General features: G+C 71.0%; 23 protein-coding genes and 1 pseudogene. 11 read left to right on the forward strand and 13 right to left on the reverse strand.

Annotation, left to right across the window (positions count from 1 at the left end):
* Positions 1 to 25: 25 nt before the first annotated feature.
* A complete protein-coding gene (locus SPOPO_RS0113100; RefSeq protein ID WP_019875264.1) occupies positions 26 to 1,501 on the reverse strand; it encodes a bifunctional aminoglycoside phosphotransferase/ATP-binding protein in 1,476 nt (491 codons plus the stop codon).
* Between the two features lie 136 nt (positions 1,502 to 1,637).
* Between SPOPO_RS0113100 and SPOPO_RS0113105 the strand changes: the two genes are divergently transcribed.
* Complete coding sequence (locus tag SPOPO_RS0113105) at positions 1,638 to 3,359, forward strand: sensor histidine kinase (RefSeq protein ID WP_019875265.1); 1,722 nt, start codon at positions 1,638 to 1,640, stop codon at positions 3,357 to 3,359.
* Positions 3,341 to 4,018: a response regulator gene (locus SPOPO_RS0113110; RefSeq protein WP_028984746.1), complete on the forward strand. Its 678-nt coding sequence runs from the start codon at positions 3,341 to 3,343 to the stop codon at positions 4,016 to 4,018. The genes SPOPO_RS0113105 and SPOPO_RS0113110 overlap by 19 nt, the downstream gene beginning before the upstream one ends.
* A gap of 30 nt (positions 4,019 to 4,048) precedes the next feature.
* Here SPOPO_RS0113110 and SPOPO_RS0113115 read toward each other — a convergent pair whose 3' ends face one another.
* Entirely contained in the window at positions 4,049 to 4,441 is a 393-nt protein-coding gene (locus tag SPOPO_RS0113115; RefSeq protein ID WP_019875267.1) for a carboxymuconolactone decarboxylase family protein, read from the reverse strand.
* Between the two features lie 208 nt (positions 4,442 to 4,649).
* On the opposite strand from SPOPO_RS0113115, the gene SPOPO_RS29430 reads away from it, so the two are divergent.
* The 4 genes from SPOPO_RS29430 (at position 4,650) to SPOPO_RS0113135 (ending at position 7,805) form a co-directional block, all read left to right on the forward strand.
* Positions 4,650 to 4,949 (forward strand): dsRBD fold-containing protein, encoded by a 300-nt coding sequence (locus SPOPO_RS29430; RefSeq protein WP_019875269.1) that lies wholly within the window; start codon positions 4,650 to 4,652, stop codon positions 4,947 to 4,949.
* Positions 4,950 to 5,089: 140 nt separating this feature from the next.
* Positions 5,090 to 5,404, forward strand: a complete 315-nt coding sequence (locus SPOPO_RS0113125; protein WP_211210897.1) for an ArsR/SmtB family transcription factor — start codon at positions 5,090 to 5,092, stop codon at positions 5,402 to 5,404.
* On the forward strand, positions 5,401 to 5,628 hold the full coding sequence (locus tag SPOPO_RS0113130) for a hypothetical protein (RefSeq protein ID WP_019875271.1): 228 nt from the start codon (positions 5,401 to 5,403) through the stop codon (positions 5,626 to 5,628). The genes SPOPO_RS0113125 and SPOPO_RS0113130 overlap by 4 nt, the downstream gene beginning before the upstream one ends.
* Positions 5,625 to 7,805 carry an MMPL family transporter gene (locus SPOPO_RS0113135; protein WP_019875272.1) on the forward strand — a complete coding sequence of 727 codons (2,181 nt, stop codon included), beginning with the start codon at positions 5,625 to 5,627 and terminating at the stop codon, positions 7,803 to 7,805. Before SPOPO_RS0113130 ends, SPOPO_RS0113135 begins: the two co-directional genes overlap by 4 nt.
* A 336-nt stretch (positions 7,806 to 8,141) precedes the next feature.
* Here SPOPO_RS0113135 and SPOPO_RS0113140 read toward each other — a convergent pair whose 3' ends face one another.
* A complete protein-coding gene (locus SPOPO_RS0113140; protein WP_019875273.1) occupies positions 8,142 to 9,611 on the reverse strand; it encodes a response regulator in 1,470 nt (489 codons plus the stop codon).
* 93 nt (positions 9,612 to 9,704) lie between these two features.
* Positions 9,705 to 9,842, reverse strand: coding sequence for a hypothetical protein (locus SPOPO_RS34370; RefSeq protein WP_019875274.1), 138 nt, complete (start codon positions 9,840 to 9,842; stop codon positions 9,705 to 9,707).
* A 158-nt stretch (positions 9,843 to 10,000) separates the two neighbouring features.
* Between SPOPO_RS34370 and SPOPO_RS0113150 the strand changes: the two genes are divergently transcribed.
* Together SPOPO_RS0113150 and SPOPO_RS0113155 are read left to right on the forward strand one after the other, a co-directional pair.
* The gene (locus tag SPOPO_RS0113150) at positions 10,001 to 10,285 is read left to right on the forward strand and encodes a PAS domain-containing protein (RefSeq protein WP_019875275.1); all 285 of its coding nucleotides are present in this window, start codon (positions 10,001 to 10,003) and stop codon (positions 10,283 to 10,285) included.
* Positions 10,282 to 10,491 (forward strand): hypothetical protein, encoded by a 210-nt coding sequence (locus SPOPO_RS0113155; RefSeq protein ID WP_019875276.1) that lies wholly within the window; start codon positions 10,282 to 10,284, stop codon positions 10,489 to 10,491. Before SPOPO_RS0113150 ends, SPOPO_RS0113155 begins: the two co-directional genes overlap by 4 nt.
* A gap of 9 nt (positions 10,492 to 10,500) precedes the next feature.
* Here SPOPO_RS0113155 and SPOPO_RS0113160 read toward each other — a convergent pair whose 3' ends face one another.
* Together SPOPO_RS0113160 and SPOPO_RS0113165 are read right to left on the reverse strand one after the other, a co-directional pair.
* Complete coding sequence (locus SPOPO_RS0113160) at positions 10,501 to 11,403, reverse strand: nitroreductase family protein (RefSeq protein WP_019875277.1); 903 nt, start codon at positions 11,401 to 11,403, stop codon at positions 10,501 to 10,503.
* Positions 11,404 to 11,449: 46 nt separating this feature from the next.
* The gene (locus SPOPO_RS0113165) at positions 11,450 to 11,923 is read right to left on the reverse strand and encodes a universal stress protein (protein ID WP_019875278.1); all 474 of its coding nucleotides are present in this window, start codon (positions 11,921 to 11,923) and stop codon (positions 11,450 to 11,452) included.
* 201 nt (positions 11,924 to 12,124) lie between these two features.
* On the opposite strand from SPOPO_RS0113165, the gene SPOPO_RS0113170 reads away from it, so the two are divergent.
* From SPOPO_RS0113170 to SPOPO_RS0113180, 3 genes are all read left to right on the forward strand, one after another.
* A complete protein-coding gene (locus SPOPO_RS0113170) occupies positions 12,125 to 12,451 on the forward strand; it encodes a hypothetical protein (protein WP_019875279.1) in 327 nt (108 codons plus the stop codon).
* Positions 12,448 to 12,903, forward strand: coding sequence for a GreA/GreB family elongation factor (locus SPOPO_RS0113175; protein WP_019875280.1), 456 nt, complete (start codon positions 12,448 to 12,450; stop codon positions 12,901 to 12,903). Before SPOPO_RS0113170 ends, SPOPO_RS0113175 begins: the two co-directional genes overlap by 4 nt.
* Positions 12,904 to 13,011: 108 nt before the next feature.
* Complete coding sequence (locus tag SPOPO_RS0113180; RefSeq protein WP_019875281.1) at positions 13,012 to 13,848, forward strand: universal stress protein; 837 nt, start codon at positions 13,012 to 13,014, stop codon at positions 13,846 to 13,848.
* Positions 13,849 to 13,872: 24 nt separating this feature from the next.
* On the opposite strand, the gene SPOPO_RS29435 is transcribed toward SPOPO_RS0113180, so the two are convergent.
* From SPOPO_RS29435 to SPOPO_RS36055, 7 genes and pseudogenes are all read right to left on the reverse strand, one after another.
* Positions 13,873 to 15,018, reverse strand: a complete 1,146-nt coding sequence (locus SPOPO_RS29435; protein ID WP_084671065.1) for a family 16 glycosylhydrolase — start codon at positions 15,016 to 15,018, stop codon at positions 13,873 to 13,875.
* Between the two features lie 106 nt (positions 15,019 to 15,124).
* Positions 15,125 to 16,039 (reverse strand): glycoside hydrolase family 16 protein, encoded by a 915-nt coding sequence (locus tag SPOPO_RS32820; RefSeq protein WP_019875284.1) that lies wholly within the window; start codon positions 16,037 to 16,039, stop codon positions 15,125 to 15,127.
* Between the two features lie 4 nt (positions 16,040 to 16,043).
* Complete coding sequence (locus tag SPOPO_RS0113195; RefSeq protein ID WP_019875285.1) at positions 16,044 to 17,018, reverse strand: GDP-mannose 4,6-dehydratase; 975 nt, start codon at positions 17,016 to 17,018, stop codon at positions 16,044 to 16,046.
* Complete coding sequence (locus tag SPOPO_RS0113200) at positions 17,003 to 17,395, reverse strand: hypothetical protein (RefSeq protein ID WP_019875286.1); 393 nt, start codon at positions 17,393 to 17,395, stop codon at positions 17,003 to 17,005. The genes SPOPO_RS0113195 and SPOPO_RS0113200 overlap by 16 nt, the downstream gene beginning before the upstream one ends.
* Positions 17,392 to 21,327 carry a glycosyltransferase gene (locus SPOPO_RS33775; RefSeq protein ID WP_019875287.1) on the reverse strand — a complete coding sequence of 1,312 codons (3,936 nt, stop codon included), beginning with the start codon at positions 21,325 to 21,327 and terminating at the stop codon, positions 17,392 to 17,394. Before SPOPO_RS33775 ends, SPOPO_RS0113200 begins: the two co-directional genes overlap by 4 nt.
* Positions 21,328 to 21,360: 33 nt before the next feature.
* Positions 21,361 to 22,569 (reverse strand): glycosyltransferase family 2 protein, encoded by a 1,209-nt coding sequence (locus SPOPO_RS36050; protein ID WP_342672911.1) that lies wholly within the window; start codon positions 22,567 to 22,569, stop codon positions 21,361 to 21,363.
* A gap of 204 nt (positions 22,570 to 22,773) precedes the next feature.
* Positions 22,774 to 23,514 (reverse strand): annotated as a pseudogene (locus tag SPOPO_RS36055) (glycosyltransferase family 2 protein); the annotation flags it as partial.
* Between the last annotated feature and the right edge of the window lie 278 nt (positions 23,515 to 23,792).

Here is a 23,792-nt window from a genome sequence, read left to right on the forward strand (position 1 = left end):
GGAACTCCTTCGGTCTGATGGGGCGTCACCGCAGGCGTCCGAGGACGACGTCGACGGCATGTTTGTGGGCGTCGGCGAGCTCGCCGCCGGTGTCGACGGCGACCGCGTCGGGCCAGGAGTCGGCGTGCGCGCGCATGGCGGCGGCGATCTCGGCGTTCGCGTCGGACGGTCCGCGACGGCCGACCATCCGCGCGTCCGCGACCTCGGCGGGGGCGACGCACTGCAGCCCGACGAGGACGGCGGCCGCCCGTTCCGCGAGTTCGCGGGCCCGGTCCCGTGGAGCCGCCGAGGTCCACGACCCGTCGAGGATCACCGACCGGCCGTGCGCGAGCAGCGCCTCGGCGCGGTCCAGAACGGCCGCGTAGGTCGCCGCGATGTGCTCCGGCGTGTAGAGCCCGTCGCCGTAGCCGGCGGGGGCGGGGGTGTCGGGGTCGAGCCCGGCGATCTCCTTGCGGACGCGGTCGGTGCTGATCACGGCGCAGTCGAGGTCGGCGGCGATGGAGTGCGCGAGCGTCGACTTACCCGTCCCGGGGAGGCCGCCGACGAGGATGAGACGGACGGTGGCCGCCGCCAGGTGGTCGAGGCACAACTGTGCGAGGGCTCGCGCGGCGGCGGGTGCCTCCGGGTCGCCCTGCCGGGCGCGCACGCAGGTGACCTTCGCGCGGACGAACGCCCGGTACGCCTGGTAGTGGTGCACGAGCGACGCCGGGGCGTCGTCGCCGGTGTGACGGCGGTACTCGGTGAGCAGGGACCTGCTCAGGTCGGGGGCACCGAGGCGCTCGAGATCCATCGCGAGGAACGCGATGTCGTCGATCCGGTCGACGTGCCGCAGGTGGTCGTCGAACTCCAGGCAGTCGAGGATCTGCGGCCCTTCGGGCAGCAGGAAGATGTCGTCGGCGAGCAGGTCGCCGTGCCCGTCGACGACGCGACCGGCGGCGATGCGCGCATCGAACAGCGGCGCGCGACCGTTCAGGTACCGAAGGGCGGCGTCCTCGACGGCATCGATGACGTCGGCCCCGAGGGGAGCGTCGGGCCAGGCCGCGAGCAGGGCGCGCAGCTCGGTGAAGCCGGCCGCCCAGTGCGCCCGGACGGCGGCCGCGGTCGCGTCGGCGTCGATGTCGGGCCGCCGGTCGCAGTCGGCGTGGAAGTCCGCGATCCGGCGCGCGATCTCGGCGATCTCCGGGCCGCCGGCCTGGCCCTGGCGCACGAGGGTCGCCAGTCGGGCCTCCGGTGGCATGCGATTCATCACAATCACCGGTTCGCACTGCTGCCCGTCGGGCAGGTGCAGTTCGGCGACGCCGAGGTAGGCATCGGGCGCGAGGCGCCGATTGAGCTCGACCTCGCGGCGACAGACGCGGGCTCGTTCGGCCACCGAGGTGAAGTCACAGAATCCCAGGTCAACCGGCTTCTTCACCTTGTAGGCACGGTCGCCGACGAGCATCACCACACCGGTGTGGGTCTCGTGGACCTGTGCGTACGGGGTGAAGCTCTCCTCGGACACGCCCGCCTCCTCGTGTGTCGCGCGGCTCACCTCGAGACTGCCCCTGTTGGGCGGTCGGGAACAGGGTCGCTCGGCCGGGACGCGCGGGGCCGGTGGTCCCTGGCCCAGGGGCCGACCGGTCCGGCATGCTGGGCAGGTGACCGGTGCCGACCCGTCTTCCCCGCTGCCGCAAGCACCCCTGCTCGAGTTCGACCAGCTGCTGTTGCAGTTGGTCGACCGCGCGCAGGAACTGATGGGAACCCAGAGCCGCCTCCGTGGCCTGCTCGCGGCCAACACCGCGATCATCGGCAACCTGGCACTGCCGGTCGTGCTCCGGCGCATCGTCGAGGTGGCGTGCGACCTGGTCAACGCCCGGTACGGGGCGCTCGGTGTCCTTGCACCGGTCGGCGGTCTTGAGGAGTTCATCCACGTCGGCATGGACGACGACGCGGTCGAGCGCATCGGCCACCTTCCGGCGGGCAAGGGCCTGCTCGGCGCGCTCATCGACGACCCGCAGCCGATCCGGCTCCGCAACATCGGAGACGATGCGCGTTCGGTCGGGTTTCCCGCGAACCATCCGCCGATGGCCAGCTTCCTCGGTGTGCCGATCCGCGTTCGCGACGAGGTGTTCGGCAACCTCTATCTTTCCGAATCGGCGTCCGGTCGGTTCTCCGAGGACGACGAACGCGTCGTCATCGCCCTCGCCGCGACCGCCGGTGTCGTCATCGAGAACGCACGCCTGTTCGAGCAGTCCAAGCGTCGGCAGGACTGGTTGCAGGCGTCGATGCAGATTCAGCAGCGGCTGATGGCGCCGGGCGGCGAGGATCCGCTGAAGCTGATTGCCCGTCAGGCTCGGTTGCTGGCGGAAGCGGATCTGGTCTCGGTGGTGTTGCCGGCGGTGGATCCGGAGGTGCTGCACGTGGCGGTCGCCTCGGGCGACCACTCGGCGGAGATCGTCGGGTACACCTATCCCCGCGAGGACTCGATGGTCGGACTCGCGCTGCAGACCGGACAACCGGTCATGCTCGGGGACGCGGCGGCGGAGGACCGGCACGTGGTGCACCTCTCCCGCGTGATCGAGGTGGGGCCGACCATGGTCGTCCCGCTCATCGGGGCGGAGGGGACCCGTGGCGCGCTGACGGTGGCACGGCAGCGCGGGCGCCGCCGGTTCGACGACGCCGACCTCGACATGGCGCTCGCGTTCGCGAACCATGCCGCGGTGGCGCTCGAACTGGCGGACGCCCGGCACGACCAGGAACGGGTGCTCCTGCTGGAGGACCGGGACCGGATTGCCCGTGATCTGCACGACCACGTCATCCAGCGGCTCTTCGCCGCGGGCATGACGCTGCAAGGAGCGGCCGGGCTGCGAGAAGCCGAACGGACGGCGCGGATCGATCGGGTGGTGACGGACATCGACGACGTCATCGCCCAGATCCGGACCTCGATCTTCGGCCTGCGTGGGTCGGTGGCGCAGCGGCCGAACGCCCCCCGCGCCCGCCTGCTCGAAGTGGTCGGTGAGGCCAGGAGGGTGCTCGGTTTCGAGCCGCGGGTGCGGTTCGGCGGGCCGGTGGACACCATGGTCGGGCCGGACCTGGCCGACGACCTCGTGGCCGTCGCCCGGGAGGCGCTGAGCAACGCCGCTCGGCACGCGCAGGCGACTACGGTGGAGCTGTCGGTGACGGTCGCGGCGGACGCGTTGTCGCTGGAGGTCGTCGACGACGGCGTCGGGCTGGGTGAGATCACCCGGCGCAGCGGGCTGGACAACATGCGCGTCCGGGCCGAGCAGTACGGCGGCACGCTCGAGGTGGGACCCGCCCCAACCGAGCACACGACACCGAACCGCGAAGGGACACACCTGCGATGGACGATTCCGCTGTGAACCCGGAGGCGGACGAGCGCATCACCGTGTTCCTGCTCGACGACCACGAGATCGTGCGTCGGGGCATCGCCGATCTGCTCGAGGCTGCTCCGGACATCACGGTCGTCGGTGACGCCGGCACGGCGGCGCAGGCGTTGCCACGCATCAAGGCGCTGCAGCCGAAGGTCGCGGTGCTCGACGGCCGGCTCCCGGACGGCAGTGGCATCGACGTCTGTCGCGACGTCCGGTCCGCCGTCCCCGCCACGCGCTGCATCATCCTGACGTCCTACGACGACGACGACGCGATCCTCGCCTCCGTGATGGCCGGCGCTGCGGGCTACCTGCTCAAGGAGATCAAGGGCAGCAATCTCATCGACGCGATCCGGCAGGTTGCCGCTGGCCACTCGCTGCTCGACCCGGCGGTGACCGAACGGGTCCTCACCCGGCTGCGCGAAGGCGACAAGCTTGATCCGAGGTGGGAGGCGCTGACCGCCCGCGAGCGCGAGATCCTCGACCTCGTCACCGAGGGCATGACGAACCGGGAGATCGGCGAGCAACTCTTCCTCGCCGAGAAGACCGTCAAGAACTATGTCTCCGTCATGCTCACCAAGCTCGGCATGGAGCGCCGGGCCCAGGCGGCGGTCTTCGGTGCCGAGATGCGCAAGAAGGACCAGCACTGACCGATCGCCCAGGCTTCGCCTGACGGTTACTCAGTTCTGCGGGCTCAGCTCGGCCTGGAACTCGCGGAAGGCCGAGAGCGCGCGGGGGCCGTACACCGTCCCCGGGCCGCCGGTCATGAGCAGGACGACGCCCAGAGTTTCCGCGACCTCCCGATCGGTCGCCCCCAACCGAGCCGCGCCTCGGGCGTGGGACGCGATACAGCCGTCGCACTGCGACGAAACGGCCAGCGCGAGGGCGATCAGCTCCTTTGTCTTCGTGTCCAGGCTCCCCGGCGCCAGCGCGCTGGCGTGCAGGTCCGCGAAGCCGGCGTAAACCTCCGGGATCAGTCGACGGAGCTCCGCGCTGGGGCGTCGTAGCTCGTCCTGGACCCCAGCCCACGGCCGGGTCGTCTCGTCCTTGCTGGTGCAGGTGCAGGTCGACATCTCGGGCTCTCCTTCGGCTCCGGTGGCTCCCCCTCAGGGTCGTCCCGACCGTGCGCTCGCCGGCAGAGCCGATCGCCCCGGGATCTTCGGGTCCGGTGTGGGTCGCAGTCGGGACCGTCGGCCCTGCTGCCGTCCCCACGGCACGGCCAGGCTCGGAGTGGGCGGACGCAGTCGCGCCGGCCGTGGGCACGAGGAGAGAGGCACTTCCATGAACCAGGACGTCGCGGAGGCACCCGTCACGACCGTGCGCCGGAACTGGCACGTCGACCTGGCGATCGTCGAACGGGACGGACAGACGACGGCGCACGCCTACCTCGTCGGGGACGGCCCGTTGCTGAACGCCGACGGGCGGGCGGGGCGCCGGGACAGCGATCCCGAGGCGCCGGTCGTCGGCGACGAGATCGCCGTCGCGCGAGCCCTCCGGCAACTCGCGGACCGTCTGCTCCGAGCCGCCCAGACCGACATGTCCCTGCTGAGCGCTGCGGACCGTCCGCAGGCCCGGTCTTGACAGTGTGACCCGGATCATTCACCACTTCACAGTTGTGCAGTTGGCACAAGCTGCCGCCTCGGTATCCTATAACCACTACACAGTTGTGAACGAGTGAAGATGTTCCTGGAGGAACCATGGCTCTCCCGCACCCGATCCCGGTGGACCTGGCCGAGATGATCGCGGCCCGCCTGCGCGTCATCGGTGATCCCATGCGTATCCGGATTCTCGATCTCCTCCGGGCCGGCGAGCTGTCGGTCGCGGAAATCACGGAACGCCTGGACACCAGTCAGCAGAACGCGTCCAAGCACCTCGGAATCCTGCTGCAGGCGGGGATCGTGTCGCGGCGCAAGGACGGCACCAGCTCCTTCTACCGCGTCGCCGATCAGAACGTCTACGCCCTGTGTGAGCAGGTCTGCGGCGGGCTGCAGAGCCGGCTCTCCGAACTCAATGCCGTGATGGAGGGCACCTCATGAGCACCATTTCCGAGACCCGCACCGCGCCGCTCGAGCGAGTCCTGTTCGCGCTGGCGGGCACCGTCGTGCTGATCGCGGCGGCGCTGAGCGCCTTCGTCAGCTCGTGGTTCCTGCTGGTGGTGGCCTTCGTCGGGCTCAACCAGTGGCTCTACGTCCTCGTCGGCGACTGTCCGGCCTCGCTGGTCCTGTCCCGGCTGTTCGGGCTGAAACGGGGAATCCGATGACCACCACCAGCTTCTCGAACACGCAGGTGCCGGGGCCGCGTCACCGCCGGCCCGACCGTGACGGGCGCGCGGCCGGCGCGAGCGGGCCGGTCGGCCGGCTCGGAGGGTGGGCGGCGGATCACGCACGGCTGGTGTTCACGGCCTGGCTGCTGATCACGGTGGGGCTCGGAATGTTCGCGCCCAAGGTGGAGCACGCGCTCTCCGGTGCCGGGTGGCAGGCGAACGGGTCCGAGTCGGTCCAGGTGCGGGAGCTGGTCGGGGCGCAGTTCGGCGGGTTGAACAGCACCGGGCTGATGGTGGTGCTGCACAGTGCGGAGCAGACCGTGGACTCCCCGGAGTTCGCGCGGGCGGTCGCGGCGGTCTCGACCGAGTTGGCGGCCGACGATCGCGTCGCGGCGGTGGTGCCGCCGACGCCGGGGACCACGATCAGTGCCGACCGGCACACCGCGATCGTGATGGCCGGTGCCGTAGCGGACGCCAATGAGATGGTGCGGGCCGCGGACGACCTCAAGGGGCCGATCACCGCGCTGGGGACCGCGCAGGTGCAGATCGCGTTGACCGGTGCCTCGGGGATGTGGTCGGACTTCAACGAGGCCAACCGCGACGCGATGATGAAGTCGGAGTTGATGAGCTGGCCGGTGACGCTGGGCATCCTCGTGCTGGCCTTCGGGTCGCTGGTCGCCGCGGGCCTGCCGCTGTTGTTGACGATCCTGGGACTGGTGGCGTCGGCGGGGTCACTGTTCCTGCTCACCGAGCTGACGCCGATCTCGATCTGGGCGATGAACTTCGCGCTGATGTTCGCCCTCGCGTTGGGCATCGACTACGCCTTGTTCGTGGTCTACCGCTTCCGCGGGGCGCTGTTCGGCTCGCGCAAGCACGTGCACCGGGCAGTCGAGGAGACGATGGACACCGCCGGCAAGGCGGTGCTGTTCAGTGGGGTCACGGTGCTGATCTCGCTCAGCGCCGTGATGCTGGTCGACTCTCCGGCCTTCCGGTCGATGGCGGTGGGCATCATGCTCTCGGTCGTCTTTGTGCTGGCCGCGACGCTGACGCTGCTGCCGGCCATCCTGGGCCGACTCGGGGCCCGCGTGGACAGGCTGGCCCTGCCGTGGGCGCACTCGGGCGAGCACCGCTCGGCGCGGTTCGCGGCGTGGGGTGAGCGGTTGTGGCGGCGGCCGTGGGCGGCGGGGATCGCCGCCGTGATCGGTCTGGGAGCGCTGGCCGTGCCCGTGCTCTCTCTCGACACCGGGATGCCTTCGATCGCCGTGGTCCCCGAGGACGACTCCAGCCGGCAGGGCTACGTGCTGGTCCAGCAGGCATTCGGGCCGGGCGCTCCGGGCGCTCTGCAGATCGTCGGCCCGGCCGTGGCGGTCGAGGCCGCGGCTGCCACCGTCGCCCGGGACCCGGGCATCGCGGCCGTGATGCCGGTGCAACCCGGTGGAGGCGGACAGGCGTTGGTGCAGGCGGTGCCTGCCTCGGACCCCTCGGACCCGGCGACGGGGGACACCATCGATCGGCTGCGGGAGGCGCTGCCGGAAAGCGTGCTCGTCGGTGGGGCGGTGGCGGAGAACCACGACCTGGAGAGCGAACTGGCCGCCAAGACCCCGCTGGTGATCGGCGTCGTGCTCGCCCTCGGATTCCTGCTGCTCCTCGTCGCCCTGCAAGCTCCCTTGGTCGCGTTGATCGGCACGGTCACCAATCTGCTGGCGACGGGCGCGGCGTTCGGGGTCGCGAAGCTCATCTTTCAGGACGGCCACGGGGCCGACCTGCTCGGCTTCGAGTCCCAGGGATTCCTGGACGCGTGGGGCCCGGTGTTCTTCTTCGCGATGATCTTCGCGATCGCGATGGACTACACGGTGTTCCTGCTCTCCAGCGCCAAGGAACACTGGGACCGCGGTGAGGGCGCCAAGGGCGCCATGGTCGGCGGGCTGGCCCACTCCGGGCGGGTGATCTTCGCCGCCGCCGCCGTCATGGTCGCCGTGTTCTTCACCTTCGCCCTGTCGGGGCCCCTCCCGCCGAAGGAGATGGGCATCATCCTCGGGATCGCGGTCCTGCTCGATGCACTGCTCGTGCGCCTGTTGCTCGTCCCGATCCTGCTCCGGCTCACGGGTACCGCCGCCTGGTGGACCCCGCGCTGGCTCGCCCGCATCCTCCCCGACGTCCGCTTCGGGCACTGACGCGCCCGCGGTGCGTGACGCCTCAGACATCACGTTCCCGCTGGCACCGCTGTACGAACGCAAAGAAATTCGGTTCGTGCACGACGCCGCGGCAGCGATCGACGTCGACCAGCACGTGGTCACCGCGGCCAGGGCGGTTCGTGCTTTGGAGCCTCCGCAAAGTACTTCGACCAGCTCGGCATCGAGGCGATCACGCATGCGTCCATCGCCCAGGACTGCATCCTCGACGCCGGGGACAACGGCATCATCTTCAAGGCCGATCACGTCCTGGCGCACGTCCGGTACGCCGGCGGACGGACGGACGGGCAAGGCATGGGACCATCGCCCACCCTCGGCTCAAGCCGCCTGATAGACGGCGTCAATCACTGCGGGAAGGTTCATCTGCAGACCCTTCTCGACGTAGGTCGCGGCCCCCGCGGCGAGGACCTGCTCGCCGAGGGTGCGCTGGTCGAATCCGGACATCACGATCACCTTGACGCCGGCGACCGCCTCGAGGATTCGGGGAAGCGCCTGGAGACCGTCCATCCGCGGCATCGAGAGGTCGAGCAGGACGAGATCGGGCTGCAACGCGGTCGCGAGCTCGATCGCCTCCTCGCCGTCCGCGGCCTCGCCGACGACCGTGCCGCGCCCAGAACGTTCGAGTTGGGCGCACAGCAGGTGACGCACCGTCGCATTGTCGTCCACGACGAGGATTCGGCGATCCGGGTGAAAGTCCGCTGCCGTCGGCTGTCCGGTTCTCGGAGGGCACGCCTCGAGTGGTGCGGTCGTCGATGAGCACGCGCGCACGAGTGCGCCCGGTCGGACCGGCTCGTCGGCCGCGAACGGCTCGCCCGTCCAGTCGTTCATCAGGCGTCGGGCGGCGGCGAGGGTCTGCTCCACGTAGTGGAGGGCGTCGGCGGAATCCAGTCGCTGCATCGCGAGCACGGCGGCGGTCAGTCCCTGCACGATGTCGTCGTTGATCTCCTGCGCCTGGCGGTGCCGGACCTGTGCCTCGCGCAGCGCCGCGGCGCGGGCCTCGTCGGCCTGGCGCTCCGTCGCGTCGCGCAGGTAGGCGGCAACCAGGCCGTCGCCGTCGGCATCGCAGAGCCGGGCCACGGTCACGTCCAGCTCGAGAGGGCGACCGTCGAGACCGTTCGCCAGGATCTCGTGGCCGCCGGCGAGCAGGCGCGGAGAGATCCGGTCCGCCGGCGTGCCGACCGGGTCGCCGCCGAGCAGTCGGTGTGCGCCGACGTTCGCCAGCACGACGGAGCCGCCGGCATCGGTGAGCAGGATCGCGTCCGGACTGGACTCCACCAGGCGATGGATCCGCGCGGCCAGTCGTTCGCGGGCCTGCTCCGCCACGATCCGTTCCGTGACGTCGAGGCAGGTGCCGCGCATCCGGACGGGAACACCGCACTCGTCCCGGACCACTTGACCGTTCGAAGCCAGGAAGCGCACTTCGCCGTCCGGTCGGACGATGCGCTCGATCATCTCGTACGGTTCACCCGTCTCGTACGCATGCTGGTGGACCGCGGTGATTCGATCCCGGTCGTCCGGGTGGACATGGGCGAGGAACCGCTCGTACGACGGATGAAACGCCTGCGGTTCGTAGCCGTAGATCCGGAACAACTGGTCCGACCACCGGTTGGTGTCGGTCGCGATGTGCCAGTCGTAGTCGCCCATGTGGGCCAGCCGTTGGGCGTTGTCCACCCGCGCTCGCAGGTCGGACAGCTCGGCCTCGGCGGTGTGCCGAGCCGCGCGCTCGTTCCGGACCGCGGCCGTCAACTCGGTCACGCGCTTCTCGAGCTCGGTCGCTGCGACATCCATGTCTCGCTCCTCGCATCCCACGGGGACGCCGAAGTCATCGGCAGTCCGCTCGGCGGTCACAAGGGGCCGAAAGTCCCGAGAGCCGGGACACGTTCAGCTTCCCGCCGTGACCCGGACCGCGAGGAGTTCGCGGACGGCCGCTTCGAGCTCGGCCACGCGGACCCGCAGCGACTGAATCTCCATCTCGAGCTGGATCTCGTTCATGCTCATGCGTGCGCTGATCTGCTTCATGAGACCAGCGTCCTCGCCTCGGTGTATGTGCAGCCAGAGCACATGGTCCCGGCCTTCGGGGACTGATGGCGCTACGAAACCGGCGTCGCGCGGCCGATGCTGATGATGGCGGCCCCGGTCGGGTGTCCCGGGGCCGCTCCGAGGATCGGAGACTTCGCGTGATCATCGTCGACCCGGGCGAACTGCGGGCCAACGCAGCGGCCGTCGAGATCTTCGGTCGCGATCACGACGACATCGTCGCCCGCGACCCTCGCACGTTGGTCCATCCCGCCGACGCCCAGCAAGCGGCGGCAGCGCGATCGCTGGTCACGGTCGGAGAGGTACCGCCGGCTCAGGATCGACGCATCCTCCGACCGGACGGGCGGGTGCTCCACACACGGTTGACCTACTCGATGCTGCACGGCCCCGACGAGCCCGAGTCGCGCTCCCGGACGATCTGGTGAACGAGCTGCTGACGGCCACTCGCGCAGCCCTCGTCGCGGCGGCCGGCGATCCGGATGTGTCAAGCACCGACGTCGCCGTCACGATGGACCCGGCCTACGGCTGGGTCGAGCTCGACGTAGTGACATCAGTGGGAAGCGGACGGGCGCGCGAGGATGCGAGGCGTGACCTCGGCACGCGGGTTCGCTGGCAGGTTCCGGTCGACTGACGGAGAGCCTCACGACTCGGTGAGGATCTCCGTGAGGGGACGCCGGCTGGTCGAGGCGACGGGGGCGCCCCGTCCGAGGCGCAGCAGGAACTGGGGATAGACGGTCACGCCGAGTTCGAATCGCAGCATCTCGCGGACGTCCGGAACTTCGAGCGCCGGCATGACCGGGCTGTACTCGTAGCCCGAGAGCGCGGCCGTGAGCAGGACACGCTCCACCGCCTCCCCGGCGCGCAACCAGTCCCGCCGGTGGTCGGTGTCCGTGCCGAGCAGGAGCAGCGTCTGCGCGTGACCGGCGGACACCGCCACCGGCGCCTTTCCGTCCACCGATTCCACCTCGGCGCGGTACGCGGGATTGTCGACGAGCGCGTCGGCTGCAACCTGTGTGAGGCGGGCCAGCGCAGCACGGTGGTGCGAGAGTCGGACGGCGAACAGGACGGTGCCTTCCGCCGCCGCCGCCGCGGTGAGCCGGTCGAGAAATCGAGCCGGTATTGACGTCTGTTCGAAGGCGTTCCGATTCGTCCGCCGCACCGCCACCGCGAAGTCCAGATCGGCCAGTGCGAGGCGTGTGGCGCGGGTGAACGCGTCCTCGGCCGAGCGCGTCGCCAGGTGCAGGCGAGCGAGCAGCGTCGAGTCGGTGCCCTCGGGGAACCGCGCGACGGTGACCTCGGCGCCTTCCTCGCACGCGAGTGAGACGCGTGCGTTGAACAACGCGCAGCCGCAACTGATCAGCGCCTGGCGGCCGTCCGGGTCGACGGTGGGGAGGATCCGCTCCGGGTCCAGGTGCAGGTCCAGCGCGTCGCGATGCAGGCGCAGTCGCCACGGCTGAGTGTTGTGGATCGACGGGGCCCAGCGGGCGCGGTTGGCTGCCCGCCACAGGGCCGCGCGGGTGTCGAGGTGAACTGCTGTCGTCATCTCAGATCTCCGTCCGGACGCGCGACCTTCCTTCTACGGGCCCGTGTCAGGCCTGCACGAGCGCTTCACCTGGGTGTGCCGAACGGTCGTGAGCGGGCACGACGACGACCGGCGTGGACCCGTGGCGCACACAGGACTCACTGACCGAACCGAGCAGCGCGTTGTGCAGGTGGCTACGGCCGTGGCTGCCGAGCACCAGCAGGTCCGCGTTGCGGGCGGCCTCGATCAGCACCTTCGTGGGGGAGCCTTCGACGAGGCGCTTGGCGATTGTCGGGGCGGGGCCATCGAGGTCCTTCAGGACCGCGTCGACGTCGAGCTCCTGCCGCTCGGCGAGGTAGTTGCGCTCCTGGTCGGGCCCGGCCGTCATGCCCGGGCTGAAGGCCATCCCGTCCCAGGACCAGGCGGTCACCACCTCGACGGTGGCGCCGGTCGCGGCGGCCAGGTGGACGGCCCATTCGAGGGCTCGGCGGCCGCCGGCGGAGCCGTCGACGCCGACGGTGATCAGGCGCGGTGCGTTCATCGGAGTTTCCTCCTAGCTGAGTGGACGTCAGGGATGCCTTCGTGCTTCGAGGCTCCCGCGGTCGGGTCCGAGCGGCCAGGGACCAATGACCCCGTTCGATCTCCCACGAGACCCCTCCTGGCAAGGACTCCGGACCATCAGCACCCCCGCGCGGGACCTTCGGTCCTTCAGGGGTCCACCGCACGGACCGAATCTGCCGCCATGACTGTGATGCTGGCTGAACCCAGTGCCCGACTTCGTCGGACTGGTTACGACTTCATCGACGAGGCGGCCGGCGCGGCCGCCGTCTGCCGCGCGCGGGCTGCCGACGCCCTGCACGCTGCACTGGAGCACGAGCAGCGAGCCGCCACACTCCCGTCCCGGGCGGCGGCTCCCGATCTGAGGGCCGCTCACCGCCTCCGGCACGAGGCTGCTTCGCACGAGGACGCGGCCCGCTGTCACGAGGAGGCGGTCCTGGTGATGCTGAGCTTCGCCGACGAACTTCAGCGCCTGGGCGCGGCCCCGGTGGGCGAGGGGAGCCGGCGATGACCGTCACGACCCTGCTGACCACCGAGTCGATCGTCGGGGACGCGTTGCGCCGGGAGGTCCGGAGCCGCGTCGAGGAGGAGCATGCTCGGCTGCGGGAGGTGGAGCGCCCGGAACTTCTGGCGCAGTTCGACGCCGCTGCCGAGAGCGAGCTTCCGGCACTGGGGCGCGCGATCGCGATTCTCAACTACCGTATCGCCGCGCTCACGCATGAGCTGGACACGGTGCACGAGCCGCACCCCGACTCCGCGGTGTGCCCGAGCTGCTGCGTCCAGATCGACCGGGGCGACGGTGCGCACTGGTTCCTGCTCGCTGCCCTGGACGAGCGGGGGCTACCGGTGATCGCGCACGACTCGGGCCTGGGGCGCGCGCTGATCGGGGCCCGGCCGGGTCAGGACGTCGTGTATCCCGACCCGGCCGGCGCTCGGGCCGTGCACGTGCTGGCGATGGCCTGAGGCACGGTCAGGGCCGGTCGGCCCGACGGACCGGGCCCATCGACCGTGGTGGGGTCCACGGGCGTCTCGTTGACTGGTTCTGTCGAGCAGCTGAGGAAGGAAGCGGCGATGCGTACGAACGAGGTCATCGTGGTCGGCCTGGACGCCACAGCGGAGGCCGGGGCGGCCCTGCGCTGGGCGGTCCGCGAGGCGCGAGCTCGCGGCTGGTCGTTGCACCTGGTGCACGGTCTGGCCGCGCCGCCGGTGGATGCACCGGACGACGGCCGGGATCGCGCGGCGGCCGATGCTCTGCTCGCGGAAGCCGCGGCCCGAGCGCGCGAGGACGGGATCCGTGGAGTCCGGTGGACCGTCACCGCGCGTCCGCCGGGGCCGGTGCTGATCGAGCTCTCCGAGGGCGCCGCGCTGCTCGTGGTGGGAGCCCGCGCCGGCGGCGCGCGACTCGGGAGGCACGGCGACTCGGTCGGGGCTCACGTCAGTCGTTTCGCCCGTTGTCCAGTCGTTGTCGTGCCGGGGGAGTCGAACCAGCCGACGGGGCGGGTGGCGGTGAACGTCCGAGGCGACGCGGCCGACCGGTCGGTCCTGGCGTTCGCGTTCGACCAGGCGGCCGCCACCAGGTCCGAACTCGAAGTGGTGCACGCGTGGCGAGAGCCCGAGCGCGGACTGGACTTCAGCGCACTGGCCGGGAATCTCGAGGATCAGCACCAGCGCGCGAGCGACGTGCTCGTCGCGGAACAGCTCGCCGGGTTCGCCTCCACGCACCCGGACGTGCCGGTCCGGCGTGTCTCGCTCCCCGCGGATCCGCGGGACGCGCTGCTGTGGTCCTCGGCGCAGGCGGACCTCCTGGTCGTGGCGGCGCCGCCGGCGGGCATCGAGCCCCCGGGCTCCGAGCTCGTCGAGATGATCGCTCTACGCCACTCGCACTGCCCGGTGGTGTTCGCCCGTTGACAACGGCGCGTTTCTGACCGACGGTCAGCGCACGTAGGTGGTGGTCTGCTGCCCGACGTTTCCGGCCGTGTCCCACGCCCGGACGACCAACGTGTGCTTACCCCTTTTGGCCTTGCGGGCGTTCCACGCGTAGTACAGCGAGTCGGTCGTCGACGACGCCTTCACCGCGCCGTCGATGAGCACCTGCATGCGCGTGACGCCGACGTTGTCCGTCGCCGAGCCGGAGATGCCCACCTCGCCGAGCGAAGAACCGATCAGCCCGACCTCCACCGAAGGTGCCGCGGAGTCCACCGCGGGCGGGGCGGCCGTGTCGCCGTTGGGCTGGTAGACGCGCACGTAGTCGACGAGGTAGTCGGCGGGGAGGATCGTGGAGGCGTCCGGTGCCCCGGGCCAGTTCCCGCCCACCGCGAGGTTGAGCAGCAGGTAGGACTCCTTCGAGGTGACCTCGGGCCCGGTGAAGCGGGCGCGCTCGACGCCGTCGACGTACCAGACCAACGAACCTGGTTGCCAGTTCACGCCGAACGTGTGCCAGCCGGCGGAGAAGTCGGGGCCGGTCCACGCCCGGCCGACGCCGCCGTGCGATCCGTCCGACTTCACGTAGTGATAGTGCATGTTGGTCTCGGTCGGCCGGTCGCCGATGATCTCCATGACGTCGATCTCGGGTGGCCACGAGTGGTCGTTCGGCAGCAACCAGAACGCCGGCCACAGGCCCTTGCCGGCCGGCACACGCACGCGCGCCTCGGCGTATCCGTACGTGAAGGTGAACCCGGCGGGCTTGGCGGGGTCGCTCCACTCGCTGCCGCCGGTGCTGACCATGCCCGAGGTGTATCGGTAGGTCTTGCCGTTCCACCCGACGGCGTCCTGCCTGCGGGCCTGCAGCCGCAGACTGCCGCCCGCGACCGAGACGTTGTTCGGTGTGTAGAGCTCCAGCTCGTTGTTCGTCTCGATCGTGCAGGTGTCCGGCGCCCAGAAGAAGCACGTGTGCCACCGCGAGCTGTCGAGTGCCGGGGCGGAGAACTCGTCGGCGAAGACGAGGTTCCAGCTCTCGTCAACCGGTCCGGCCGCGGCGGCGGAGGACGCCGGACCGGCCAACGGCGCCGCCGTCGCGGCAATCAGGGCAGCAGCGCCGATCACGGAGGTGGCGATACGACGACGGAGGTGGCCTCTCATGCCGAGAACCTCGGCGCTGCGCGGGCCGCCTTGAGGGCTTTGGGCCCAGTGACAGGGCCTTAGGTCCCGAAATCACGGGGATCGCGCGGGAGATTTTACCGTCGGATCAGGGGCCCGCGGGGCGTTGGTGCACGCGAACCCAGTCCACGAGCAGCTCGGTCGGGAACGGCGTCTTCGCATTCGGTGACCCGGGCCACGTGCCGCCGACGGCGAGGTTGAACAACAGATAGGCCGGTTTGTCGGTCACCGTCGGGCCGGTGTAGCGGGCCCGCTCCACCCCGTCGACGTACCAGACGAGCGAGCCCGGGCGCCAGTCCACGCCGTACACGTGCCAGTCCGCCGAGAAGTCGGGGCCGCGCCAGCCGTCTCCGACGTTGACGTGCGTGCCGTTCGCCCGGAGGTAGTGGTAGTGCATGGTGGTCCGGCTGGTGTCGCTGCCGAGGATCTCCATGACGTCGATCTCGGGCGGCCAGCTGTGATCGGCCGTCGGCAACCAGAACGCCGACACCAGGCCCCGCCCGGTGGGCACCTTCATACGTGCTTCGACATAGCCGTAGCGGAAGACGAAGCTGGGCTCCTTCGGTGGCTCGCTGTAGGTGCTCCCGCCGGTGCTCACGGCACCTGAGGTGTACTCGAAGGTACGGCCGTTCCAGCCGGTCGCACGTTCGCGCCGGGCCTGCAGCCGCAGCACGCCGTTCGCGACCTCGACGTTGTCGCTGGTGTAGAGCCCGAGTTCGTCGTGCGTCTCGATGGTGCAGGTCGTCGGCGCCCACCAGAAGCACGTGTGCCAGGTGCTGCCGTCGAGACGGGGGCCGTCGAACTCGTCGGCGAAGATCAGTCGAAGCCCGTCCGCGGGGGCGCTCGGCCACCGCTCCGGCACTGTCTCCGTCGGGGAACCGACGCCCAGGACCTCGGTGACCGGCGGAGATTCGAGGTCGAAGTGCGAGACCGTCGCGACCGAGACGCCGAGGGTGAACGCGGCCGCCAGCACCGCGGTCGTGAGGACTCCGATCCGCGGCACGTCGTCATCTCCCCGTCGACGCGGTGACGGCGGGCCCCGGGACGGTGAGCTCGGGGACAGCGGCTTCGTAGGTGCGGCGGATTCCCTCGGTCAGCGGAGTCCTGGCCTCCCACCCCAGTACCCGACCCGCTCGCGACGGGTCGAGACAGGAGCGCAGCACCTCGCCCGGGCGCGCCGGCGCGCGACGGGTGCGGACGGGTTTGCCGGTGACCTCTCCGAGCAGGTCGACGAGGCGACGGACGGACGTCTCCGTGCCGGTGCCGATGTTCAGCGCTCCGGTCGCCCTGCTCGTCGTCGCCGCCAGGACGGCGTCGACGACGTCGGAGACGTACACGAAGTCGCGCGTCTGCAACCCGTCCCCGAAGACGCGCGTGAGGTCGCCGTTGCGCGCGCGCTCGCAGAGGATGGCGACGATGCCGCCCTCGCCGGAGCTCCGCTGACGGGGGCCGTAGACGTTCGCGAATCGGAGGGCGACGGTCGAGAGCCCGTGCAGGCGGGTGTAGAGCGCCAGGTAGTTCTCCGCGCTGAGCTTGCTCTGCCCGTAGCCGGACATCGGCCTGGTTCGGGCCGTCTCCGAGGTCGGCAGGGCCACCCGATCCCCGTACACCGCTCCGCCACTCGAGGCCAGGACGAAGCGTTGAGCACCGGCGGCGCGGGCCGCCTCGAGCATCGAGATCGTGCCGAGAACGTTGACGTCGGCGTCGAGTGCGGGGTCGTCGACCGAGGTCCGGACGTCGACCTGCGCCGCGAGATGCACGACGATCGCCGGCCGCTCCGCCGCGAGGAGTCCGCGGACCAACGCTGTGTCGCGAACGTCCACGCGGTGCAGACGCGCCCCGTGCCGGCGGGCGTTCTCCAGGTTGGAGACGTGCCCGGTCGTCAGGTTGTCGATCACGCTGACGGTCAGTCCGCGGTCGAGCAGTGCGTCGACGACATGGGATCCGATGAAACCGGCTCCGCCGGTCACGACGACGTGCATGGTCGTGCCTCCTCGTGAAGGTGGGTCAGAGGACGGGATCGCCACCACGCGGCAGTCGCGCCCGCCGTGCTGAACACGGCGAGCAGGGCGATCAGAACGGTCGGGTGCCACCAGCCGGCGATGGCCGCGGCGCCGGAGATCAGGACGCCGGCGGCGATGCTGCCCCCGAGCGTGACGGACGCCCACGAGGCGACCTCGCGGATGCCGAGCAGGGCTGCCATCGCGGCCCCGGGGCCGACGAGGACGAAACTCAGGACGCAGACCGAACGGATCGCCACGGGTGCGCCGACGACCACGGTGATCGTCGTGACGGCAGCGAGCGCGTCGACCAGGACGGCGGTCAGCGCCGGGAACCGAGGCCCGAGAAAGGAATTCATGGCGTGGCTCCCCACCACTGCTGGTCGGTCGCCACCACGAACTCGTGCCGGAGCACGAGCGCTCCGGGGCTCGCGTACACCAGCTGGAAGTCCCCCGACGCCAGGAGCGCACCGGCGATCGTGTCCTGGATCTCGTGGGGGAGGTCGGTGCCGTAGTCGAGCGCGGCGTCCTGGGCGTCGCTGAGGAGCAGATAGCCGGTGAAGGCTTCCGACTCGCCCATGAGGTCGATCACGACCGAGGTCGGATCGGTGGCGAGCTCCCGGCGCTTCTCGACGGGCAACTCCGAGAGCCAGGCGTACCGGAACCGCTCGTAGTCGCGGTCCTTCCACGGGAAGTCGAGTGCTGCTCCGACGAGGACGGACCCGGGCTCGGCGTGTTCCCGGACCCAGACGTTGGCGGCCCGCTCCTCGGCGTCGAAGTAGTTCGCGCGCTCCTTGCCGTAGTACGCCAGGGTGAACAGCGCGGTCAGCGTCAGGAGGAGGGCCGTCGTCGGGACCAGGCGTCGTCGCCGGCGAGCCACGGCGCCGGCTGCAAGCAGCGCGGCCCACGGCAGCGCGAACAGGTAGACGCGGAAGACGATCTCGCCGTCGTAGCTGCTCACCACGAGCGGCACCGGAACCAGGGCGAGCAGGGCGGCGGTGAGGGTGCGTACGTCGCGGCGCTCGCGCAACAGGGTGAGAGCCGCGAGAGCGGCGACGAGGAGCACGAGGGCGCGGCCGGCCCAGATGACGACGGCCTGCTCGGTGCTCGTCGCGGAGGCCAACGTCTCCGCCGCGTTGTTGTCGGGGCGGCCCAGCGTGGCGAGCAGTCCGGCGGAGTGGGCGGCCAGGTACTCGCGGCCCAGCGTCGCCATCCACACCGCGGTGAACAACGCCATCGGCAGCGGCAGCCAGCGCGGTGCCGACCCCGGTCGGATCGCCAGGACGAGAAGCACGCCGAACAGGACGGGCGGTGTGAGCTGGTGGCTGCCGGTGACCGCGAGCATCAGCGCGGCGAGCAGGATCGTCGTCGCCCGCGGAGTTCCTGGGCCCCACCGCAGCACCAGCGCCACGACGCACAGGAAGAGGAAGAAGGTCATCGCCTGCGGAGCGAAGTAGTCCTGCCCGACCCAGTTGGTCAGCGCGAGCAGACTGACGCCGAGCCAGACGCGGCGGACGTCGTCGGTCAGCGCGCGGAAAGCCACCAGCGCCGGGACACCGAACGCGAGCGGGAAGAACACCGGAGCCCAGCGCGCGAGCGTCGCCGGATCCATCCCGGTCGTGTCCGAGAGCAACGCCGAGAACGTGAAGAACCCGGGCCACGAGTGGTACACCCCGAGCGTCGGGTCAGAGGGGTCGATGCCCCCGTGGCGGTTGATGTAGTCGACGACGCCGAGGTGCTTGAACGTCCAGGAGTACCGCGGTTCGTCGTACAGCAACGCCGGCGTGGCGTGCAGGACCAGCAGTGCCCCGACCAGGTGCGCGCCGATGACGGCACCGGCCGAACCGCGGGCGATGTGCAGCGCGATGAGAACGACGATCCCGCCGAGGGCGAGGAACCAGGCCGGCGGAAGGACCGAGACCAGGCCGAGGTCGGTCATCGCGGCGGGATCCACTCCGCGGAGCGAGAACAGCCAGGTGGCGACGCCGGCCGCGAGTGGCAGGGTCGCCGCCGCGAGCCGCAGCACCCGGCCGGCTTGCGCTCGCGCCGCGGACTGCGGCAGCAGGCGCGCGCTGAGGTAACCGGCGGCCGTGATTGCGACCCCGGCGAGCAGCGCCAGGGCACGCCGTGGACGCCGGTCACGAAGCGCGCGGGCGACGGCGAGAGGAATGACGCGGGTCGCGTACGACCGCTCCGTGCCCAGCGAGTCGGCGCCGGTACGTTCCGCCACGCCGGCCTTGGAGATGCCCTCCGCCCAGCAGCGCGACCGGAAGTACCGGAACGTTCCGCGCTCCGCCGGGACGTGATGGTGTGTCACGGCCGCGGGGACGCTGACGATCCGTACGCCCGGGTGCGCCTGCCGCAGCCGGATGCAGAGCTCCGTCTCCTCGCACCCGACCGGCACGGTGCCGACCCGGCCGAGTCCCTCGTCGAATCCCCCGAGCAGGAGGACCGGCACTCGGCGCAGGGACATGCCGGCACCGACGGCGTTGCGCACCTCGGCCGGGCCCTCCGGTCCGCCGGTCCAGCTGCACCCGACGACCCAGTCGAACTCCGGGGGGAACCAGCCGGGCCGGGCGGCGGCCCACACGGGCTCGATCCGCGCGGCGGTGCCGACGACGGTCGAGTCGGCGTACGCCGCGGCCTGGGCGGCCACCCACTCCGGACCCGCGGCCGCGTCGTCGTCGAGGAAGGCGACGACGTCGCCGGCGGCGAGCGCGACTCCGGTGTTGCGTGCCCCCGACAGACCCGGCTGTCCGGTGCTGGCGACCGTTCTGGCCCAGGGCAGAGCTGCGCGCACCCGGTCCAGCAGCTCGGGGTTGTGATCGACGACCACGATCACCTCGAGTGGCTCCGTCGTCTGCGCCCGCAGGGACTCGGCGGCGGCCACGAGCTGTTCCCACCGGGCGTCGGTCCAGCAGCAGATGACGACGCTGACCGTGACGGGCGGCGCCGCCACCACCGGAGGGGGCGGAGCGGCCGGCCGCCCGACCACCGGCGTCGGCCCGCCGCCGAGCCGGGCCAGGACCACGGCCACCACGGTCTGGCCGATCAGCCAGGCCGCGGCCACGCCGCGTACTCCCTGACTGTCCATCAGGTACAGCGCGAGACCGATCACCAGGACGCTCTGGGCCATGCGGGTGCCGACGACGACCCGCATTCGCTGGAGCACCTGGGCGGCGCTGACGCGCAGGTCGATCAGGACGTTCGGAACCGCGGACAGGGCGAGGAGCCGCAGGGTCGTGTCGTGGACGACGTAGTCGGGACCGAAGAGCGCGAGGATCTGCGGGGCGAAGACCACGACGAGGAACGCCGCCGGGGCGACGAGCATCATCGTGTGCGCGATCAGGGACCGGACGTCCCGATCCAGATCCGCGCCCGGGTCGGCGGAGTGGGCGACCAGCGACTGGCCCATCGCCAGCGGCACGAGGTACAGCGAGTACGAGATGGTCCACGCGAGCAGCAGGCCGGCCGTGTCCACCGCGCCGACCCGGGCGATGACCACGAGGGGCAGACCGGAGACCGCCGCGAACAGGAACAGGCTCGCGACGTAGTCCAGAGCCAGGAAGCGCCCCATGGTGCGGAGGGCGGGCACCTGCTCCACCGGTCGCTCGACCATGTGGGCGGGGACAGCCCGGAACAGGACGTAGGCCGAGGTGACCGCGACGACGACGGCGGCACTGATCGTCCAGGACAGGAAGATTCCGGTCGCGGGGGCCGCGACGGCCAGACCGATCACCAGGACGAGCTTGAGCACCGCGAACGCGGCGTTCTCGACGGGGACGACCGCCGCCCGCCGGACCGCGGTGAGGACGTGGTCCTGGATCGAGAACCACGCCCACACCGTCACCGACACGACGAACCAACCCGCCAGGAGTGGGTCGTCGCGGAGGAAGCGCAGCTCGTCCGACCACCGGCCGAGCCCGGCGACGAAGACCGCCGCGGCCAGAGCGGTGAGGACCCCCGCCAGCAGGTAGCCGCGCAGGACCACCCGGCGGCTCGCGGCGCCGGAGTACGGCACGAAGCGCAGCAGAGCGGTCATGACGTTGGCCTGGGCGACGCCGCCCAACAACGTCACGGCCGAGATCACCGCCAGGCTGCGGCCGACGTCGTCGGCGTCGTAAGCCCGTGCCGCCACGAGCCAGTAGACGAGTCCGGACACCGCCGTGAGCGCCGAGTTCGCCACGAGGAAGTGCCCACTGCGCAGCGCTGCACCGCGGTGCGCCGAGGTGGCGACCGGGGTGGCCGGGGCCCGTGGAAGCGGGGCCGGCTCCGGCAGGGTGGCGGTCATCGCGGATGCTCCGGTGGTCGGTGGTGCCGCTATTCAGCGAGAGGCGGGCGTCGCGCCGGCGACGGTCGCGATCTCGGCCGGGCCGGTGGACCGGCGCGCCTGTGCGGTGTGCCGGCTGCGGAGGTAGGCCCGGGGGCCGGCGAGCAGGCCGCGTCGCTCGGCCCACGTCAGGGACCGCGGGAAGTCCTTGCTCTTGGCGCGGTTCTTGGGCGAGGACGGCAGCACGAGGTGGCGCGCGGCCGGCGCGGCGCGGCGGAGGAGGTCGAGGAGGGTCGACGGGTTCGCGGCGACGGCCGCGGTGACGTAGGCGCCCAGGCCCGTCCCGTAGCCGGTGATCTGGTGCTGCAGGGCGGCGAGATCGCGGTGGTGGTGGTGCCGGACGATCGCGTCGGGACGATAGGTGAGCGCGTAGCCACCGCGCAGGATCCGCAGGAATCCGAGCAGGTCGTCGCCCCCGCGGGCCTCGGTGCCGGCACCAGTCGCGGGGTCGAAGCCGCCGACGTCTCGGAGCGCGTCGACGCGGTAGGCCATGTTCGCCCCGCTGCCGAAGCGCCCGGCCGCGTAGGGGAAGAGGGGTTCGCCTTGCGTGGCGGCCAGGGACCAGGTCTGCGGAGTGAATCCGCGCCCGTACCCGCCGAACTGTTCCAGCAGGTCCTGCGCGTAGGTCTCCAGCTCGGCCGGGAGGAGCAGGCCGGTGACGCACCCGACGTCCGGCCCCTCCAGGGAAGCCGTCGCGATCGCGGTCAGCCAGCCGGAGTCGATCTCGACGTCGTCGTCGGTGAAGGCCACCCAGCTGCCGCGCACGTGCGGCAACGCGGCGTTGTGGGCGACGGCGAGCCCGGGTTCGGCCAGGCGGAGGTAGCGAAGTTCGGGTCCGTTCCACCGCAGGTCGTGCAGGGCCCGGGCGGTCGAGTGGTCCGACGGAGCGCTGTCGACGACGAGCACGTCGAAGCGTGGGTAGTCCTGGTCCTCAAGGTCGCGGAGAGTGCGGAGCAGGCTCGCGGTGCGGTTGCGCGTGGCGACGACCACGGTGAGGTGCGGGCCGGACTCCCGTGCCGTCCGACGGGCGCGCAGGCACGCCGGCTCGGCGGCGGACGGGGGGAGACCGGTCGCCGTCAGTACCGCCGAGGCGCTGATCCCGTCCGCCTGGAGGTGGTCACAGATCTCGGCGCCCAGGTCAGCACGGAGAAGAAGCGCCAGGTCGGCCGGCGGGAGACCGGCGGCCGGGAGGTCGATCTCCATCTCGCCGACGGGGTGACCGTGCAGGCGGACCAGGATCCGCGTACGGTGCGCGTCCGCCCCGGTCCGGCGCAGGTGGGGCAGGGGCTGCGACAGTTCGACCTCGGTGAGGACCGTCGGCGTCCACGACTCAGGAGCGGACGTCGTCAGAGCGTGGGCGACGCGTGCCGCGCGACGAACCTGAAGATCTTCGGCAGCGGCGCGACCGATCGTGCGAAGCACGCGCAAGCCATCCGTCGTGGCGTGCAGGTTGCTCGCACCGTGCCGGCGGGGCCGCTCGAAACTCGGGACTTCGGCGATTGTCAGCTTGGCCTGAAGAGCGCGGAGGGTCATCAGGGTCTCGATCTCGAAGCCGTCACCCCAGAGGCGACCCCCGTCCGACGGGGCCGGGGCCTCGGCGTCCAGGCCGAACACGCCGACGTGATGGCGCCAGATCGCGTTGTAGCCGTAGCAGAGATCGGTGTGGTCGACGTCGTACAGCAGATTGACGAGCCCGTTGAGCGCCCGGTTGCCCAGGCGGCGGACCGGCGTGATGTCAACCGAACCGGCCGCTCCGGCAGCGAACCGACTGCCCTTGGCGTAGTCGGCGCCGGCCACCAACGCCGCAACGAACCGGGGGATCTCCGCCGGGTCAGCGGACCCGTCGGCATCGAGCGTGACGACGATGTCGCCGCGGGCAGCGGCGAATCCGCACGCGAGGGCGTTTCCCTTCCCGGTGCGCGTCTGCTTGACGATCCGTACCCCGGGCCAGAGGTACTCGGCCTGCTCAACCGTGTTGTCCGTCGAGCCGCCGTCGACGACGACAACCTCGTACACGTCGAGGGGCATCCGCTCGAAGACGTACGGCAGGTTCGCAGCCTCGTTGTAGGTCGGGACAACCACGCTGACGCGCGGCGACGGCAGCTGATCGGTGGTCCGCTGCGCGGGAACCGTGGTCTCGACAGTCACGACAAGCCTCGCTCTCGGGTGCGGAAGGCTGAAGATGCGCCTTCGGACAGATTCAGAGTGCGGGCACGATGACGGTGCGTCAGGGTCCTTGTGGCGGCGTGGGACCTCTGCCGCCTGGAATCGGTTCGGAGGTCCCACGCGGCCTTCGCTGCTATTGGTGCAAAGTCAGGACGTTCGGACCCTCAAGTTCCCGAGATCGGTCGCTTTCGGCCAACTCGGGAACCTTGTCACCTGGATCCAGGGACGAACGGATCTGTCGCACCCTCCCGGAGACGGCA

It is taken from the genome of Sporichthya polymorpha DSM 43042 (genome assembly GCF_000384115.1).
Taxonomy (GTDB): domain Bacteria; phylum Actinomycetota; class Actinomycetes; order Sporichthyales; family Sporichthyaceae; genus Sporichthya; species Sporichthya polymorpha.

Coding starts and splice junctions, on each gene's coding strand:
- SPOPO_RS0113110 (WP_028984746.1), top strand. CDS start 3,341: ATGGACGATTCCGCTGTGAACCCGGAGGCGGACGAGCGCATCACCGTG.
- SPOPO_RS0113115 (WP_019875267.1), bottom strand. CDS start 4,441: ATGTCGACCTGCACCTGCACCAGCAAGGACGAGACGACCCGGCCGTGG.
- SPOPO_RS29430 (WP_019875269.1), top strand. CDS start 4,650: ATGAACCAGGACGTCGCGGAGGCACCCGTCACGACCGTGCGCCGGAAC.
- SPOPO_RS0113130 (WP_019875271.1), top strand. CDS start 5,401: ATGAGCACCATTTCCGAGACCCGCACCGCGCCGCTCGAGCGAGTCCTG.
- SPOPO_RS0113135 (WP_019875272.1), top strand. CDS start 5,625: ATGACCACCACCAGCTTCTCGAACACGCAGGTGCCGGGGCCGCGTCAC.
- SPOPO_RS0113140 (WP_019875273.1), bottom strand. CDS start 9,611: ATGGATGTCGCAGCGACCGAGCTCGAGAAGCGCGTGACCGAGTTGACG.
- SPOPO_RS34370 (WP_019875274.1), bottom strand. CDS start 9,842: ATGAAGCAGATCAGCGCACGCATGAGCATGAACGAGATCCAGCTCGAG.
- SPOPO_RS0113160 (WP_019875277.1), bottom strand. CDS start 11,403: ATGACGACAGCAGTTCACCTCGACACCCGCGCGGCCCTGTGGCGGGCA.
- SPOPO_RS0113165 (WP_019875278.1), bottom strand. CDS start 11,923: ATGAACGCACCGCGCCTGATCACCGTCGGCGTCGACGGCTCCGCCGGC.
- SPOPO_RS0113170 (WP_019875279.1), top strand. CDS start 12,125: ATGACTGTGATGCTGGCTGAACCCAGTGCCCGACTTCGTCGGACTGGT.
- SPOPO_RS0113175 (WP_019875280.1), top strand. CDS start 12,448: ATGACCGTCACGACCCTGCTGACCACCGAGTCGATCGTCGGGGACGCG.
- SPOPO_RS0113180 (WP_019875281.1), top strand. CDS start 13,012: ATGCGTACGAACGAGGTCATCGTGGTCGGCCTGGACGCCACAGCGGAG.
- SPOPO_RS29435 (WP_084671065.1), bottom strand. CDS start 15,018: ATGAGAGGCCACCTCCGTCGTCGTATCGCCACCTCCGTGATCGGCGCT.
- SPOPO_RS0113195 (WP_019875285.1), bottom strand. CDS start 17,018: ATGCACGTCGTCGTGACCGGCGGAGCCGGTTTCATCGGATCCCATGTC.
- SPOPO_RS0113200 (WP_019875286.1), bottom strand. CDS start 17,395: ATGAATTCCTTTCTCGGGCCTCGGTTCCCGGCGCTGACCGCCGTCCTG.
- SPOPO_RS33775 (WP_019875287.1), bottom strand. CDS start 21,327: ATGACCGCCACCCTGCCGGAGCCGGCCCCGCTTCCACGGGCCCCGGCC.
- SPOPO_RS36050 (WP_342672911.1), bottom strand. CDS start 22,569: ATGGAGATCGACCTCCCGGCCGCCGGTCTCCCGCCGGCCGACCTGGCG.